This window comes from Qipengyuania gaetbuli (assembly GCF_009827315.1).
In the GTDB taxonomy this organism is placed as follows: Bacteria; Pseudomonadota; Alphaproteobacteria; order Sphingomonadales; family Sphingomonadaceae; genus Qipengyuania; species Qipengyuania gaetbuli.
Window position 1 is genome coordinate 72,671 of record NZ_WTYF01000004.1, and the last position, 15,799, is coordinate 88,469.

The 15,799-nt window shown below is 65.1% G+C and carries 16 protein-coding genes and 2 tRNA genes; 5 read left to right on the top strand and 13 right to left on the bottom strand.

Features of this window, described 5'->3' with window-relative positions:
• Positions 1-2 precede the first annotated feature (2 nt).
• Both GRI42_RS02630 and GRI42_RS02635 read left to right on the top strand, forming a co-directional pair.
• On the top strand, positions 3-635 hold the full coding sequence (locus GRI42_RS02630) for a LysE family translocator (protein ID WP_160606663.1): 633 nt from the start codon (positions 3-5) through the stop codon (positions 633-635).
• Positions 632-1,357, top strand: a complete 726-nt coding sequence (locus GRI42_RS02635; RefSeq protein ID WP_160606665.1) for an extensin-like domain-containing protein — start codon at positions 632-634, stop codon at positions 1,355-1,357. Before GRI42_RS02630 ends, GRI42_RS02635 begins: the two co-directional genes overlap by 4 nt.
• A 1-nt stretch (position 1,358) precedes the next feature.
• Here GRI42_RS02635 and GRI42_RS02640 read toward each other — a convergent pair whose 3' ends face one another.
• The 12 genes from GRI42_RS02640 to recJ all read right to left on the bottom strand — a co-directional run bounded on the left by GRI42_RS02640 (position 1,359) and on the right by recJ (position 12,778).
• Positions 1,359-1,910, bottom strand: a complete 552-nt coding sequence (locus GRI42_RS02640) for a hypothetical protein (protein ID WP_160606667.1) — start codon at positions 1,908-1,910, stop codon at positions 1,359-1,361.
• Positions 1,911-1,919: 9 nt separating this feature from the next.
• Positions 1,920-2,609, bottom strand: coding sequence for a phosphate regulon transcriptional regulator PhoB (gene phoB, locus GRI42_RS02645; protein WP_160609040.1), 690 nt, complete (start codon positions 2,607-2,609; stop codon positions 1,920-1,922).
• 70 nt (positions 2,610-2,679) lie between these two features.
• Positions 2,680-3,351, bottom strand: a complete 672-nt coding sequence (phoU, locus tag GRI42_RS02650) for a phosphate signaling complex protein PhoU (RefSeq protein ID WP_160606669.1) — start codon at positions 3,349-3,351, stop codon at positions 2,680-2,682.
• Between the two features lie 14 nt (positions 3,352-3,365).
• Positions 3,366-4,112: a phosphate ABC transporter ATP-binding protein PstB gene (pstB, locus tag GRI42_RS02655; protein ID WP_222553703.1), complete on the bottom strand. Its 747-nt coding sequence runs from the start codon at positions 4,110-4,112 to the stop codon at positions 3,366-3,368.
• A 38-nt stretch (positions 4,113-4,150) separates the two neighbouring features.
• The gene (pstA, locus tag GRI42_RS02660; RefSeq protein WP_160606673.1) at positions 4,151-5,401 is read right to left on the bottom strand and encodes a phosphate ABC transporter permease PstA; all 1,251 of its coding nucleotides are present in this window, start codon (positions 5,399-5,401) and stop codon (positions 4,151-4,153) included.
• Positions 5,394-6,779, bottom strand: a complete 1,386-nt coding sequence (gene pstC / locus GRI42_RS02665) for a phosphate ABC transporter permease subunit PstC (RefSeq protein ID WP_160606675.1) — start codon at positions 6,777-6,779, stop codon at positions 5,394-5,396. The genes pstA and pstC overlap by 8 nt, the downstream gene beginning before the upstream one ends.
• Positions 6,780-6,796: 17 nt before the next feature.
• Entirely contained in the window at positions 6,797-7,840 is a 1,044-nt protein-coding gene (locus tag GRI42_RS02670) for a substrate-binding domain-containing protein (protein WP_160606677.1), read from the bottom strand.
• Between the two features lie 123 nt (positions 7,841-7,963).
• The gene (locus GRI42_RS02675; protein WP_160606679.1) at positions 7,964-9,325 is read right to left on the bottom strand and encodes an OprO/OprP family phosphate-selective porin; all 1,362 of its coding nucleotides are present in this window, start codon (positions 9,323-9,325) and stop codon (positions 7,964-7,966) included.
• 150 nt (positions 9,326-9,475) lie between these two features.
• Positions 9,476-10,645 (bottom strand): sensor histidine kinase, encoded by a 1,170-nt coding sequence (locus tag GRI42_RS02680; RefSeq protein WP_160606681.1) that lies wholly within the window; start codon positions 10,643-10,645, stop codon positions 9,476-9,478.
• A 64-nt stretch (positions 10,646-10,709) separates the two neighbouring features.
• Positions 10,710-10,784: transfer RNA gene (locus GRI42_RS02685), tRNA-Glu, on the bottom strand.
• Between the two features lie 46 nt (positions 10,785-10,830).
• Positions 10,831-10,905, bottom strand: a tRNA-Glu gene (locus GRI42_RS02690).
• Positions 10,906-10,990: 85 nt separating this feature from the next.
• Positions 10,991-12,778: a single-stranded-DNA-specific exonuclease RecJ gene (gene recJ, locus GRI42_RS02695; RefSeq protein WP_160606683.1), complete on the bottom strand. Its 1,788-nt coding sequence runs from the start codon at positions 12,776-12,778 to the stop codon at positions 10,991-10,993.
• Positions 12,779-12,863: 85 nt separating this feature from the next.
• On the opposite strand from recJ, the gene GRI42_RS02700 reads away from it, so the two are divergent.
• The 3 genes from GRI42_RS02700 to GRI42_RS02710 all read left to right on the top strand — a co-directional run bounded on the left by GRI42_RS02700 (position 12,864) and on the right by GRI42_RS02710 (position 14,794).
• A complete protein-coding gene (locus GRI42_RS02700) occupies positions 12,864-13,349 on the top strand; it encodes a flavodoxin family protein (protein ID WP_160606685.1) in 486 nt (161 codons plus the stop codon).
• A 102-nt stretch (positions 13,350-13,451) separates the two neighbouring features.
• Entirely contained in the window at positions 13,452-14,252 is an 801-nt protein-coding gene (locus GRI42_RS02705) for a hypothetical protein (protein ID WP_160606688.1), read from the top strand.
• Positions 14,253-14,269: 17 nt separating this feature from the next.
• A complete protein-coding gene (locus GRI42_RS02710; RefSeq protein WP_325065290.1) occupies positions 14,270-14,794 on the top strand; it encodes an AHH domain-containing protein in 525 nt (174 codons plus the stop codon).
• On the opposite strand, the gene GRI42_RS02715 is transcribed toward GRI42_RS02710, so the two are convergent.
• On the bottom strand, positions 14,791-15,759 hold the full coding sequence (locus GRI42_RS02715) for an NAD(P)H-dependent flavin oxidoreductase (protein WP_160606690.1): 969 nt from the start codon (positions 15,757-15,759) through the stop codon (positions 14,791-14,793). The two genes, GRI42_RS02710 and GRI42_RS02715, sit on opposite strands and share 4 nt — an antisense overlap.
• Between the last annotated feature and the right edge of the window lie 40 nt (positions 15,760-15,799).

Sequence of the window (15,799 nt, forward strand, 5' to 3'; positions counted from 1 at the left end):
TAATGGGTCTCGAAACGCTCCTCGCATTCCTCCTCGTAACCGCCACGACCAGCATCGTGCCGGGGCCGTCCATGATTTTCGTGATGAGCCAGGCCATCTGGCGGGGCCCGCGTTCGGGCTGGGCCGCGCTGATGGGGATGCAGATCGGCTATTTCGTGTGGTGGGCCTTTGCTGCGCTGGGCCTCGGCGCGCTGGCCGCTGCCTATCCGCTGGCCTTCCGACTGCTGGCGATCGCGGGCGTGCTTTATCTCGCGTGGCTCGGCGTGAAGGCGATCCGCCATTCCTTCCATGCCGGGGAGGATGGGGTAGAACCGGTCCGCCAGGTATCCGGCCACGCCTTTCGCGACGGGATCGCGGTCGCCATCGGCAACCCCAAATCGCTTGTCTACATGGTCGCGATCATCCCGCCCTTCGTGGATCCGGCTAAGAGCGTGCCGCTGCAGATCGTGGTGCTGGCGCTGGTCGCGTTGGTCGCCGACCTCGTGATCGGCTGGCTCTACATCGCGGCGGGCAAGCGCATGGCGCGCTTCATGGAACGCGCCGCGGCCCGTGTCTGGATCGATCGGGGCATCGGAACCGTATTCATCCTGATCGCAGGGCTGATCCTGGTCGATCTGATGGGTACGCAGGTTTGAAACTCACCATTTCGAGGCACATCGGCAAGTTTATCGGTGACCGGCGGGTTATCCTGCTGCTGGTCGCCGCAGCGCTGTTCGTGGCGGGACGCAGCTGGCTCGCCGCGCATCCCCAGCACGATCCCTGGGCCCCGCTCGACCTCAATGATCCGGTGGGCTGGGCGACGGAGGCCAAGCTGCGCGCCCTTGCCGGTGATGTGCCGCAATGCCGCGCCGTGCTCGAGCGGAGCGGGGTCGACTTCACCGCCCTGCCGCCGGAAGGCGAGGGAGCGTGCCGCCGCGAGGATCGCACGCAGCTTGCAGACTATCCGCTCAGCCCCGACACGCCGCCCACGACCTGCCCGGTCGCGATCGCGATGGAGCTGTGGCAGCGCGACACAATCGAGCCTGCCGCACAGGCGATATTCGGCACCGGCATCGCGCGGATCAAGCATCTGGGCGCCTATTCATGCCGCCGCCTTTACGGGCGCGAGGACGGTCCGTGGAGCCAGCACGCGACCGGCAACGCGATCGATATCGCAGGTTTCGTCCTCACCGACGGAACGAGGATCAGCGTGCTGGGGGACTGGCAGGGCGAAGGCGACAAGGCCCGCTTTTTGCGCGAGGTTCGCGACGGCGCCTGCGAGGCTTTCGGCATCGTCCTGTCGCCCGATTACAATGCTGCCCATGCCGACCATCTGCACCTCGACATGGGTGCACGGCGCGGTGGGCTGTGCCGCTGACCTAGCCGAACAGCGCCTGCACGCAGGGTCGCATGCGCGCCCGGTCGGTCTGTACGAAACCGGACTGCCCGAAATCGCCGAGATAGGCCGTGTCGCGATCATCCACGGCATGGACGCAGTCGAAACGGTCATCGTCCTCGGGCACGTAGATCGTCACTGGGCGACCGGCCGGGATGCCGTCGAAATGGCCGGCCGATACCTTCGCCGCCGCGCAGATGCGCCGCCCGTCGAGGTTATGGCCTTCGGGATAGTGGGCGTAATTCACCGCGAAGAGGATGTGCGAGGGGGCAAGGCCGTCGGTCCATTTGACCGAAAACACGCCGTTCGCAGTTTCGGACACTCGCGGCTCCGGCAGGCCGTAAAGTTCGGAAAAGCGGCGGAAGACATCGCGCAGTTCGCTGGCCGTCCAGCCGCTGACCCGCAGTTCCACTGCCCTCGATGGCACTTTCGCCAGTTCTGCGGCTTCCCGTGCCTCGCGCGTGGCCTTGAAATGCCGGCCCAGCAAGAGTGCGCCGATGAATATTGCTATGAACGCGTAGCCGACGAACTCCATGCCGCAACTTTAGACGGGTTCGAAGGAATATCCAGCGCTGCGCACGGTGCGGATCGGGTCCTTGGCGCCTTCAACTTCCAGCGCCTTGCGCAGGCGGCGGATGTGCACGTCGACGGTGCGCAGTTCGATGTCGCTTTCGGTGCCCCAGACTCCGTCGAGCAGCTGGTTGCGGCTGAACACGCGCCCCGGGCTTTCGATGAAGAACTTGAGCATCCGGTACTCGGTCGGGCCGAGCTTGAGCTGCTTGCCCCGGCGCGTGACCTTGTGCGCCACGGGATCGAGCGTCAGATCGCCTGCATCGATGCTTTCACCGGCCAGAACGGGCCGGATACGGCGCATGACGGCCGCCACGCGGGCTAGCAGCTCGCGCGGCGAGAAGGGCTTGGTCAGGTAATCGTCCGCGCCCGTTTCCAGCCCGCGGACACGGTCGTCTTCCGCCTCGCGCGCAGTCAGCATAATGATCGGCACGTGCGCGGTCGCCTTGTCGCGGCGCAGCCGGCGGCACACTTCGATGCCGCTGGTCCCTTCGATCATCCAGTCGAGGATGACGAGGTCGGGCGTTTGCTCGCTGGCGAGGAGGATGGCCTCGTCGCCGTCCGGCGTGGTGCGGACGTCGTAGCCTTCGTTTGAAAAGCGGTATTCGAGCAGCTCGGAAAGGGCGGGATCGTCCTCTACGAGCAGGAGTTTTGCAGCCTGCACCTTCGCGTCTCCATGCGAGCGGTTTTTCTCGTTCGACATGGCTCTATGACCTTCAGGCTACAGGAATATGTCAGTTATCCTCGTCGACCGGATATTGTCCGGTGGCGGCGAAATGGACCATTTCGGCCACGTTCGTCGCATGGTCGCCGATGCGCTCCAGGTTGCGGGCGACGAACAGGAGCTGCGCCGCGCTGGAGATCATCGAGGGGTTTTCGACCATGTGGCTGACGAGGTTGCGGAAGATCGAGTTGTAGAAGGCATCGACCTTCTCGTCCGCAAGGATGACTTCCTTCGCCAGTTCCGGGTCGCGGGCGGCGTAGGCGGTCAGCACGTCGTGGACCATCTCGCTGGCGACTTCGGCCATGGCGGGAAGCAGGGTGAGCGGTTCGAACTTCTTGCGGTTGTCGCCGATCTCGCGGCTCGCCTTGGCGATGTTCTTGGAATAGTCGCCGATACGCTCGACCACGCCGGCGATCTTCAGCGCGGCGATGACTTCGCGCAAATCGTCCGCCATCGGCGCACGCAGCGCGATGATGCGCACGGCCAGCTTGTCGATCTCGCTTTCGAGCGCGTCGATTTTCTTGTCGCCCTTGACGACCTTCTTGGCGAGGTCGTCGTCACCGCGCACCAACGCATCGAGCGCCTGCTGGATCGCGACTTCGGCCAGACCGCCCATTTCCGCGATCAGGCCGCGGAGGCGGGTGATGTCTTCGTCGAAGGCTTTTACGGTATGTTCTTGCATGTTCTTACCTAGCCTTATCCGTAGCGGCCCGTGATGTAATCCTGGGTCCGCTGTTCGAGCGGATTGGTGAATATGTCAGAAGTACGACCATATTCCACCATCTTTCCGAGGTGGAAAAAAGCCGTCCGCTGGCTGACGCGCGCGGCCTGCTGCATCGAGTGAGTAACGATCACGATGGCATATCGGCCATTCAGTTCGTCGATCAGTTCCTCGATCTTGGCAGTGGCGATCGGGTCGAGCGCCGAACACGGTTCGTCCATCAGGATGACTTCGGGATCGACGGCGATGGCGCGCGCGATGCACAGGCGCTGCTGCTGGCCGCCGGACAGGGCGGTGCCGCTGTCCTGCAGGCGGTCCTTGACCTCTTCCCACAGGCCCGCGCGGCGTAGCGATTTCTCGACCACCGCATCCAGCTCGTCCTTGCCTTCTGCAAGGCCGTGGATCTTCGGACCGTAGGCGATGTTCTCGTAGATCGACTTGGGGAAGGGGTTGGGCTTCTGGAAGACCATGCCGACGCGGGCGCGCAGCTGCACCACGTCCATGCCCGATTTGTAGATGTCTTCGCCGTCCAGCATGATGTCGCCTTCGACGCGCGCCGAAGGGATCGTGTCGTTCATGCGGTTGAGCGTGCGCAGGAAGGTCGACTTGCCGCAGCCCGACGGGCCGATGAAGGCCGTGACGTAGCGCGTGGGAATGTCGATCGAAACCTCGTCGATCGCCTTTTTGTCGCCGTAGAAAACGGAGACGTTCCGCGCGCTCATCTTGGCGTCGGTATCTTCCAGGTTTTGATGGACTACGGTCACCACTTTTTCTCGAATTTGTTGCGCAGGTAGATGGCGAGGCCGTTCATCAGCAGGAGGAACAGCAACAGGACTATGATAGCCGCACTGGTCCGTTCCACGAAACCGCGGTCGATTTCGTCGGACCAGAGGAAGATCTGCATCGGCAGGACCGTGGCGGGCGAGGTAAAGCTGTCGGGCGGGCTCGCCACGAAAGCGCGCATGCCGATCATCAGCAGCGGGGCGGTTTCACCCAGCGCGCGGGCCATGCCGATAATCGTGCCTGTAAGGATGCCGGGCAGGGCAAGCGGCAGGACGTGGTGGAAAACCACCTGGACCGGCGAGGCCCCGATGGCGAGCGCGCCGTCACGGATGCTCGGCGGGACGGCCTTGATCGCGTTGCGCCCGGCAATGACGATGACCGGCATCGTCATCAGCGCCAGCGTCATGCCGCCGATCACGGGGGCGGATCGCAGGTTCGGGAACAGCGTCAGGAACACCGCAAGGCCCAGCAGGCCGAAGATGATCGACGGAACTGCCGCAAGGTTGTTGATCGACAGCTCGATGAGGTCGGTCCAGCGGTTCTTGGGCGCGTATTCCTCAAGGTAGAGCGCGGCTAGCACCCCGATGGGGAAGGCCAGCAGCAGGGTGACGATCATCGTCAGGAACGAGCCCTTGAGCGCGCCCCAGATACCAGCCTGCTGCGGATTGGTAGCATCCGACCGGGCGAAGAAGCCGGTGTCGAAGTTCTTGTCGATCTTGCCCGCTTCATCGAGTTGCTGCGCGAGCGCCTGCATCTGCTCCGAACCTTCGCCGGCATAGCCGCTGGCGAGGCTGGCGCTGGCAGGAAGCCAGAAGGTTTCCTGCCGGTCGAGGATGGAGGGATCGGCGGCAATCGCGTCGGCGACATCGCGCCATGCCTGCGCACCGAGCTGTTCGGCCGCCTCGTCGCCCAGCGATTGCTCGGCGAAGAATTGCACGACTTCGGGCAGACCCTGACCCTGGAGGGATTGCACGGCTCCGTCGCTCGCCATGGTGGCGGGATCGGCGGAAATGCCGGCCTGCGTGAAGTCGATCGGCACTTCGAGTTCGGCGCGCTGGAAGCCGCCGATACCGTTCAGCGTCATCGTGCCGAGCAGGTAGACCAGGACGGCGACCGAGAACACGATCGCGGCCAGGCCGAGCCTGCGGAACCGGCGCTCTGCCGCGTAGCGCTTCTTCAGGCGCGCCTCGAATTCGGGCGTGCGCGTGGGGGCGATATGCTCACTCATAAGCTTCGCGGAACCTCTTGACGACGCGCAGGGCGATGAAGTTCAGCCCCAGCGTCACCATGAACAGCACGAAGCCGAGCGCGAAGGCGCTGAGCGTCGCGGGATGGTCGAAACTGCCTTCGCCGGTCAGCATGGCGACGATCTGGACCGTCACCGTGGTCATGGAATCGAGCGGATTGGCGCTAAGATTGGCGGCGGTCGATGCGGCCATGACGACGATCATCGTCTCGCCGATCGCGCGGCTGATGGCGAGCATCACGCCGGCCACGATACCGGGCAGGGCAGCGGGCACCAGCACGCGGCGGATTGTCTCGTTGGTGGTCGCGCCCATCGCCAGGCTGCCGTCACGCATGGCCTGCGGTACCGCGGCGATGGAATCGTCGGCCATCGAGGACACGAACGGAATGATCATCACGCCCATGACGAGGCCGGCTGCCAGCGCGCTTTCGCTCGACGGATTGGACGCGCCGAGGCTGATCGCGAAATCGCGGATGGCGGGCGCGATCGTCAGCGCGGCGAAGTAGCCGTAGACCACGGTCGGCACACCGGCGAGGATTTCGAGCGTCGGCTTGATCCATGCGCGCAGGCGCGGGTTCGCATACTGCGTCAGGTATACCGCACTCATCAGGCCGAGCGGGATCGCCACGATCATGGCGATGATCGCACCGATGAACAGCGTGCCCCAGAACAGCGGGATCGCGCCGTAGCGGCTGCTGTCGGGATTGTCCGGATTGCTCATCGGGTCCGGGCCCCAGTGGGTGCCGAATAGGAAGTCGAGCGGGTTGACCATGCCGAAGAAGCGCATGGTCTCGAAAATGAGGCTGACGAAGATGCCGATGGTCGTCAGGATCGCGACCAGCGAGGCACCCAGCAGGATCGCCATGACGATCCGCTCCACCCGTGTGCGGGCGGCGAAATCGGGCTTCAGGCGCAGGAACGACCACGCGCCGCCGAGGAAGGCGATGACCAGCGTCGCGGCGATGCCGATCCAGTTGTAGAACGACAGGGCCTGCCGGTACGGCTCGACGAATTCCTTAGCCAGCGGGTTGAACACCGCCTGCGATGCGCCGGTCGCGACTGCGCGCGCTTCGTTCAGGATCGTCTGGCGCTGGAAGCCGAAGGCAGGAAGCTGGTCGGCGGCAGGCGATGCCAGCACCGACTGGGTGACGAGGCCGGGCGCGATCGCGCTCCAGACCCCGACGAAAACCAGGACGGGCAGGATGATCCACAGCGCCACGTACCATGCGTGGTAGCTGGGCAGGCTGGCGAGCCGCCCGTCAGGGCTCGCCTTGCGGAAGGTCCACGCACGCGCACGAGCCGCCAACCATCCGGCGAGCCCGAGCCCGAGGGCCAGGAGGAGCAGAATGGTCGGCGACATTGCGTGCGTTGATACCCTTACTTCAGCTCGGAACCGTCGAGCGTGGTGTATTCGGTGACGGCTGCGGTGGCCTTGGCCATCGCATCATCCGGATTGGATACGAGACCGATCTTGGCGAGCGCCCCGTCCTTGGCCCACATGGTCGACCACTGGGTGAGGAATTCCTTCAGGCCCGGGATCGCGTCGAGGTGCGCCTTCTTCACGTACATGAAGAGGGGGCGCGCGCCCGGATAGGCGAAGCTGGCGATGTTCTCGTAGGTCGGATCGACGCCGTTCATGGGCAGGCCCTGCACCTTGTCGAGATTCTCTTCAAGGTAGGAGTAGCCGAAGATACCCACTGCGTTCGGGTTGCCTTCGATCTTCTGGACGATGAGGTTGTCCTGCTCGCCCTGGTCGACATAGGCGCCGTCGCTGCGGACTTCGGTGCAGACCTGGTCGTAACGGTCTTCGTCGGTTTCCTTGAGCGCTGCGGTTGCAGCGTCGGTCTTGCAGCCTGCTTCGAGGATAAGTTCCTTGAGCGCGTCGCGCGTGCCCGAGGTGCTCGGCGGACCGTAGACGAGGATCGGCTGGTTCGGCAGCGAGGGATCGATGTCCGACCAGTTCTTGGCGGTCTGTTCCTTGCCGTAGGGCGAGGCGGCGAGCGCTTCGTAGACCATCTTCGGCGTCAGGTTCATCATGATACCGCCCTTCGACGAGGCGAGGGCGATTCCGTCGAGGCCGACCTGGACTTCAATGATGTCGGTCACGCCATTGGCCTGGCAGTCGGCAAACTCACCGGCCTTCATGCGGCGCGATGCGTGCGCGATGTCGGGCGTCTGGGCGCCGACGCCGGCGCAGAACAGCTTCATGCCGCCGCCGGTACCGGTCGATTCGATGATCGGCGAAGCGAACTGCGTGTCGCGTGCGAACGCTTCCGAAACGGCCTTGGCGAACGGGAAGACGGTCGACGAGCCGACGGCCTTGATCTGGTCGCGGGTCGCACCGCCACCCGAATTGTCACCGCAAGCGGTCAGGGCCAGGGCCGAAGCGGCGGCGAGAGCGAATTTGAAAGTCTTGGTCATTGGGAACCCCTATGTTGTCCAACTAGCCGCGCAAGAGCGCGGATTTGTTACATGCTGACGACAAAAGTGTGACTTCCGCTAGGGGGTGCCGAATCGTTGTCGCAGCCCCTAGCGCTATCTGGATCAGAAATCGACCTGTGCGCGTACACCGAAGGCATCGACGGTGTAGGACGTGTCGCCGGTTGCCGTCGCATAGGCGGCATCGTCATAGTCCATCTTGCCGTAGTTCAGGCTGAAGAGCGTGTAGTCGGTCGGCTTCCACACCAGCGAGGCGAGGTAGCCGTTCTGCACGCCGCCGATGATCCCGGCATCGTTCAGGTCGAGGTAGTCGTAACGCAGGTTCAGCTGGATCGAGCCGATCCCGCCTTCGCCCACCGCGCTGGCCGGCTTGGTGCGGTCGAACTTGCCGTCCTTGTAACCACGCGTGTCACCCTTGGTGAGGAAGTAGCCGACCTCGGCATAGCCACCAAAGAAGGTCGGGCTGTCCGGCATGGCGGGCATGTCCACGTTCTGCCAGAAACCTTCGACAGCCGCGTGGAACGGGCCGGAAATCATGGCTGCTTCGAGGCCTGCGCCGAATTCGCTGTCGGCAGCAAGATTGCCGGTGTTGACGAAGCGTTCGGAGGTGAAGTGAACCAGCGGGCGCTGGCGATAGCGCACGCTGCCGGCGTCTTCGCCCAGTTCGTTGAAGTGCAGCGAACCGCCGAAGTGGAGCTGGGTGTCGCCCATCTTCGGCATGACGACGAGGCGTCCGTCGATGCCGCGGTTGTTGGTGCCGGTATCGTCGAAATTGTCGGTAAACACACCGGCCTGAGCCAGCACGATACCCTGCGAATAGCTGACCGAGGCACCGATGCGGCGCTCGAAACCGAAGGCATCGGTAAAGGCGGCGCGTTCGATGAAGCTGGTGTGCAGCGAGCTGGTCAGCTCTTCAAGCGACTGGAAGTTGTTGTGGTGGCCGACGATCACTTCGAGCGGGCCGTTGCCATAGCTGAGGTAGGCATCGGCAGCCTCGACCTCGTTACCGGCGAAATCGAGCTCGAACTTGTATTCGAAGCCGCCGCCAAGGCCGCCCGAGGCGCCGAGGCGCGCACGGCGAACTTCGCTGGCGAAGCCGTCTTCACGGCCGGTCGATTCGGGCACGCTGGTGAAGCCTGCATCGTACATCAGGCGGCCGCGGGGCTTGAAGCTCCAGCCATCCTTCTTTTCGAGCTGAGCCACGGCGGGCGTCGGTGCGGGTGTTGGTTTGGCGACCGCTTCGGTGTTGGCGGCGATCGATGCATCCTGAGCAGCGTTGGCAGCCTTTTCCTGCGCCAGTTCGCCTTCGAGCTGGTCGATACGGGCGGCCAGGGCAGCGAGCTGCGCGCGCATTTCGGCGAGGCTCTGCTCTGCAGTGGGTGCAGCCGCATCCTGCGCGCCGACGGGAGTGGCGATGGTGCAGCTCAGTGCCGCCGCAATCACGGAGAGCCGGAATGCCGGTTTCATTATGACGAATCCTTTACAAGGTTACGATCCGGCGTCGCCTCTATGACCCGATGATTACAGCCATGTGACACATTCCACGCGGGCTTGCGCACCCTGTGGAATGGCTGTGGAAAAGCTGTGAAAAGCGCCCGACTGTGCCGAAATCGCGGCTTAGTCCGCTAGCGGGAGCGAGACCTTGACCCGCGTCCCTTCGCCCAGCTTGCTGTCGATGGACAGCTTTCCGCGGTGCCGCTCGACAATGTGCTTCACGATGGCGAGGCCAAGGCCTGTCCCGCCTGAGGCACGGCTGCGGCCCGGATCGGTGCGGTAGAAACGGCGCGTGAGGTGCGGGATATGTTCGGGCGCGATGCCGTCGCCGCGATCGGTCACGGTCAGCAGCACGCGCGTCTCGCCCTGCGGCGAAAGGCGAACCGTCACCATGCTGTCGGGCGCGCCGTACTTCATCGCGTTATCGACGAGGTTGCGCACCAGCTGTTCGAGCTGCTGTTCGTCCCCGCGCACGATGAAATCGCCATGCGCCTCGAAATCGAGCCGCTCCATGCGCTCTGCGCCGGCCCCGTCCTGCGCCGCGCGCTTGGCGACGGCGGCAAGGGAGACGGTATTTGCAGGAAGGTCGTGCTTTTCGGCTTCGATGCGCGAGAGTGACATGAGATCGCTGACGAGGTCCTGCAGGCGCCTGGCTTCCCGCTGGATCGTGGCGAGGAACTTGTCCGCCATTTCCGGCTCGGGCCGGTCTTCCTCGCGCAGTGTCTCGACATAGCCGAGGATTGAGGCGAGCGGAGTGCGCAGCTCGTGGCTGGCGTTGGCGACGAAATCGGTGTGGGCGCGGCTGATGTCGGCCTCGGCGGTCTTGTTGACCAGTTCGATAACCGAGAGGTTGGTGTCGAGCAGCTTGCGGTTCACCCGCCAGATATCGCTCCGCCGCGCAAGGCCGCGCACGATGGCTGCGCCGTCCTGGTCGCTGTCGAGCAGGCTGACGGCTTCCGGCTGGCGCAGCGCCATCCTGACATCCTGACCCAGCACGTGCGCGCCGAGCAGGCGGCGTGCGGCGAGATTGGCGACGATCACGCGTCCGCGGTCGGTCAGGAGTACCGGTGTTTCCGAATGCTCGAACAGGTCGCCCATCGAATCGCGCGAGATCGCGCCATTGCTGTTCTGCTCGACCGCAGGCGGCGGGGTTGCGCCGACGAGCCAAAGCGAACCGGCCCAGACCAGCAGCACGAGTGCAACGGTAAGCAGGTCGTCACCCAGCACGAGAAGTGCGATGGCGGTCGCCGCGGCGAGGGCGAAGGCGGACCAGGGAAAGGAGCGCTCGCTCATGCAGGCGCGCTTAGCGAGGCCTGCTGGCCAGCGCCAGAGCCAATGTCCGCAAGCCTGTGGGAGATGGTGACCCGTACGGGAATCGAACCCGTGTTTCAGCCGTGAAAGGGCCGCGTCCTAACCGCTAGACGAACGGGCCACATGTGTGGCGCTTTGCGCGGATTGCAGATGCAATAACGCCACCGTGGTGACCCGTACGGGAATCGAACCCGTGTTTCAGCCGTGAAAGGGCCGCGTCCTAACCGCTAGACGAACGGGCCACACCCGTTGCCGGGTCGGTGGCGTGGCGGCGCACTTAGGCGGGGGCGCTCGGGGCGTCAACCCTCCAAATGCGCAAGCTGCGGATCAGTCAGCGAAAGCTGCGTCCTCGAGGTGCAATTCGGCCTGCGGGCGGCTTCCCCAATCGTCGATTTTCGCCCGGCCTGCCAGCCACAGGCGGCGCCCGCGCGAGCCGTGCAGCAGCGCCTGTCCCATCTCGCTGTCGGCAGCGCGGAAGGCGATGCCCTTGAAGCTGCGTCCGTCGTCTCCGCTGGCAATCAGGCGCACGTGATCCGTACCGACGATATCGCATTTCACCAGCCGGACCGGACCGACCGCGATTCTCGGGCCGGGCCAGCCGACGCCGTAGGGCCCGCCGCACTCGAGCGATTCGACCAGTGCCGGCGTCAACCCGCCCGGCGCGACCGCGATATCGAGCAGCATCTCGCGGTTCTCGCTTGCGCGGGCGACCACGCTTTCGAGATGCGCGTCGAGCCATTCGGCGAAGGCGTCGAGCCTGTCGCTGGCAACTGTCAGGCCCGCCGCCATGGCATGGCCGCCGCCCTTGACCAGCAGGCCTTCCTCGCGCGCCCGGATGATCGCCGCGCCAAGGTCGACGCCGGGGATCGAGCGCCCCGAACCCTTGCCTTCTCCGGCTGCGCTGTCGAGCGCCACCACGAGCGAGGGCTTGCCCGTCTTTTCCTTGATGCGCCCGGCCACGATGCCGATGACGCCGGGGTGCCAGCCATCGCCGGCGAGCACGTGCACCGCGCGGTTGTGCTGTCCGGCCAGCTGGTCCTCGGCCGCCTGCTGGACTTCGGCCTCGATCGCGCGGCGTTCCTCGTTTAGCGCGGAAAGCTGCGCTGCGATCCGCGCGGCCTCTTCGGGATCCTCGGTCGTCAGCAGGCGCACGCCGAGGGTGGATTCGCCCACCCGGCCGCCTGCGTTGATCCGCGGCCCCAGCGCGAAGCCGAGGTCGGAGCAGGCCGGGGCCCGCTTCAGGCGGCTCGCATCGATGAGAGCCGCCATCCCGGTATTGGCCCGCTTGCCCATCACCTTCAGGCCTTGTGCGACGAAGGCGCGATTGAGGCCGTGCAAGGCAGCGACGTCGGCTACCGTGCCCAGTGCGACGAGGTCGAGCAGGGAGAAGAGGTCAGGCTCCTTGCGGCTCTCGAAATAGCCGCTGGCGCGCAGCGTGCGGACCAGCGCAATCGCAAGCAGGAAGGCCACGCCAACCGCAGCAAGGTGTCCATGCGCTGCGGCGAGGTCGTTCTCGTCGAGCCGGTTGGGGTTCACCAGCGCGGCTGCTCGCGGCAATTCGGGCGCGCACTTGTGGTGGTCGACCACGATCACGTCGATGCCCGCATCGCTCGCCATGGCCAGCGCCTCGTGCGCCATGGCCCCGCAGTCGACGGTGACGATCAGGCTGGAACCGCTTTCGCCAAGCTGGACCAACGCCTCGCCGGACGGGCCATAGCCTTCGAGCAGGCGGTCGGGGATGTAATAGTCCGCCTCCACGCCAAGATCGCGCAGCAGGCGGATGAGGAGCGCCGAGCTGGTCGCGCCATCCACGTCGTAATCGCCGTAGACAGTGATTTTCTCGCCCCCGAGCACGGCCTGGGCGAGCCGGTCCGCTGCCGCGTCCATGTCGTTGAACTCCGACGGGTCGGGCAGGAAATCGCGCAGGGTTGGGGTGAGGTGCCGGTCGAGATCGTCCGGGGCCACCCCGCGCGCGAGCAGGATCTGGCGCACGATATCGTCGCCGGCTGCGAAATTGCCCTGGCCGAGGTCCATGTTCCCGCCGCGCCAGCGCCAGGCCTTGCCGGTCAGGGATTGCGAAACGCCGAAAACATGGGGGAGGGCCGAAGTTGCCATGCCTCCCTCCTATCGCGGCGAACCCCATCGCAGCAAGCGCGGCGGCATTGACAATCGACAAGGCTGCGCGATGCTCGGCGGCGTCATGACGTCCACACAACTCCTGATCGCCTGGCACAGCCGCACCGGCGCAAGCGAGGCGCTGGCCCAGGCTGCTTCCGAGGGTGCAGGCGATGCGGCCCTCTTGCTGGGGGCGAACGCGGTTACGCCGGAGCACTTTCTTGCAGCAGGCGGCTATCTGTTCGTCTGCCCCGAAAACCTCGCCACGATGAGCGGGGAGATGAAGGAGATGTTCGACCGCTGCTATTACCCGGTGCTGGGGCGGATCGAGGGCCGCGCCTATGCGACGATGATCGCCGCCGGCTCCGACGGGGAAGGCGCGCAGCGGCAGATCGACCGGATTGCCACCGGCTGGCGCCTGCGCCGCGTGGCCGAGCCAGTGATCGTCAACACGTCCGCACAGACTCCCGAACAGATAATGGCCCGAAAGTCGTTGTCGCACGATATTCTGGAAGACGCCCGCCAACTTGGCGCGGCGATGGCTGAAGGACTTTGCAGCGGCATCTTTTAGGCCAACTATCTCCGAAACGGACAGAATCTACCTTAATGGCCTCGACGTAATTTTTCAGGGCGCTTAGGGCTTTATGGCGAAGGGACGGGGGACGCATCGGAAATGCAGCGGGGATCGGGAAAGCCGGATGAGGCACGTCGATGCCCCGACGGGCTCTATTTCCTGTTCGAGCCCGGGCAGCGCCCCGACCGTTCGACGCTGATCGACGCGCTTGCGGCCGTGCCGCAGGCTTCCGTCAGCCACGATCCTCTACTGCATGACGAGGTTGCTGCGCCGGAAAGGCGCGAAAGTACGCGCGGCGGAGACTGGCTCGAACTGCTGCAATGGGGAATGACGTTCGACTGCCTCGGGCTTGCACCCGGACCGGGAGTCGCGGTTCCGCCCTTCGTTCACCGCTTCAACGTGCCCGCCGGGTTTGGTGACAGTGCTAACGAGGCCATCGCACTGGTTCCCGGCCCGCACCTTGCCGACGCTGCCAACAGCCTCCCGATCGTGCGCTCCATGCTGGATATGGGCGCCGGGCTGGCGGAACATCTGCCGGGCGTGAAGGCGGTGTCCTGGGGCCCGTCCTGCAGCGCTATCGAACCTGATTTCTTCCTCCGAACGGTCAATGCCTGGATCGACGGCGGTCCGTTCCCTGCGCTCGGGCTGGTCGGCTTCGCAGTCGACGGCGACGGCGCCTTGGGGAGCGACGGGCTCGCCTGGTTCATCGGCCAGGAAATCCTCATTGCACCGGAAATCGCGCAGGATCGCATCGGGGCAACCCGCATGGCCGCGCGCCTCGTGCACGAGCTGGTGGGGGAAGGGCCTCTTCAGGAAAAGTCGGAAGCCCGGTTCGAGGACGGGGCAATGGTCATGCTCGATCCCAAGGGGGACGGGACGGTGAGAGTGACACCGATGTAAGACGAAAGAGGGGGGGCGTGACGGGTCGCAACTCATTTTCAGGCGGGCGTTCCCGCCTGCCTTTCCGCGCGGTCAACCGGCGCGGGCAGCCGGGTCACGACCCTGCGCTGCAGCGGCATCACTTGCTGCCGCGCCAATTGCTCAACCGCGACTGCTTCGGCTCTATGTTCGCCGCGCTCGGGCGCAAGCGGATCGGGTTCGACGATTTCCGCATCAACGGCCTGCTGCTTCCGGCCAGCGAGCATGCGGCGCGGCGCACGGCTTTGCCGCTGCACCGCGGGCCGCACCGGGACTACAATGCGATGGTGATCGAACGGGTCGGCTGCGTGGAGAAGGTATGGGCCGAGAAGCGCCGGCTCGACCCCGAAACCGCTGCCCGGGATGCCTTGCACCGCCTGCAATTGCTGCAGAAGGCCCTGCGGCGAAGGCTTCTCGACGAAGCGCGCCCGCTGCTGCTTAACCGCCGCGACCCGGTGGCCGCGGATCTCGACTTTTCCGATCTCGACGCGATGGCCGAAGCGCTGTGGAGCGCGGCTGCCTAGACCGTCCGCTTGTCGAGCGATTCCTTCGCATCGCGATATTCGCGCTCGAAACGGGCGACCATGTCCTCGACCGGGCCGACCGACTTGACAGTGCCGATGCCCTGGCCCGAACCCCAGATATCCTTCCACGCCTTGGCCTTGGTATTGCCGCCGCTGCCGAAATTCATCTTGGAAGGATCGCTTTCGGGCAGGTTGTCGGGATCGAGGCCCGCATTCTCGATGCTGGAGCGCAGGTAGTTGCCGTGCACGCCGGTAAACAGGTTCGAATAGACGATGCCGTCCGCGCTGCCTTCGACGATGCCCTGCTTGTAACCGTCGACCGCATTGGCTTCCTCGGTCGCGATCCAGGGCGATCCGATATAGGCGAAGTCGGCACCCAGCGCCTGCGCAGCAAGGATCGACCTTCCGTGCGCGATCGAGCCGGACAGGGCGACCAGCCCGTCGAACCATTCGCGGATTTCCTGCATCAGCGCGAACGGGCTGAGCGTGCCGGCATGGCCGCCAGCGCCTGCCGCTACCGGGATGAGGCCGTCGGCACCCTTTTCGATCGCCTTGTGGGCGAAGCGGTTGTTGATGACATCGTGCATGGTGATGCCGCCCCAGCCGCGCACTGCGTCGAAGATTTCCTCACGCGCGCCGAGCGAGGTGATGACCAGCGGCACCTGCCATTTCGCGCAGGTCGCCATGTCTGCCTCGATCCGGTCGTTCGAACGGTGGACGATCTGGTTGACGGCGAAAGGCGCAGCCGGACGGTCGGGATTGTCGCGGTTATAGGCTGCCAGTTCCTCGGTAATCCGGTGGAGCCATTCGTCGAGTTCGCTCTGCGGGCGGGCGTTGAGCGCGGGAAAGCTGCCGACGATGCCGGCCTTGCACTGGGCAATCACCAGTTCCGGTCCGGAGACGATGAAGAGCGGCGATCCGATGACCGGCAGGCGCAGCTTGTCGAAGGGGGCGGGCAGGCTCATGCAGAAAGGCTCCTCTCTCGAATATGCGCGAACGCCTATG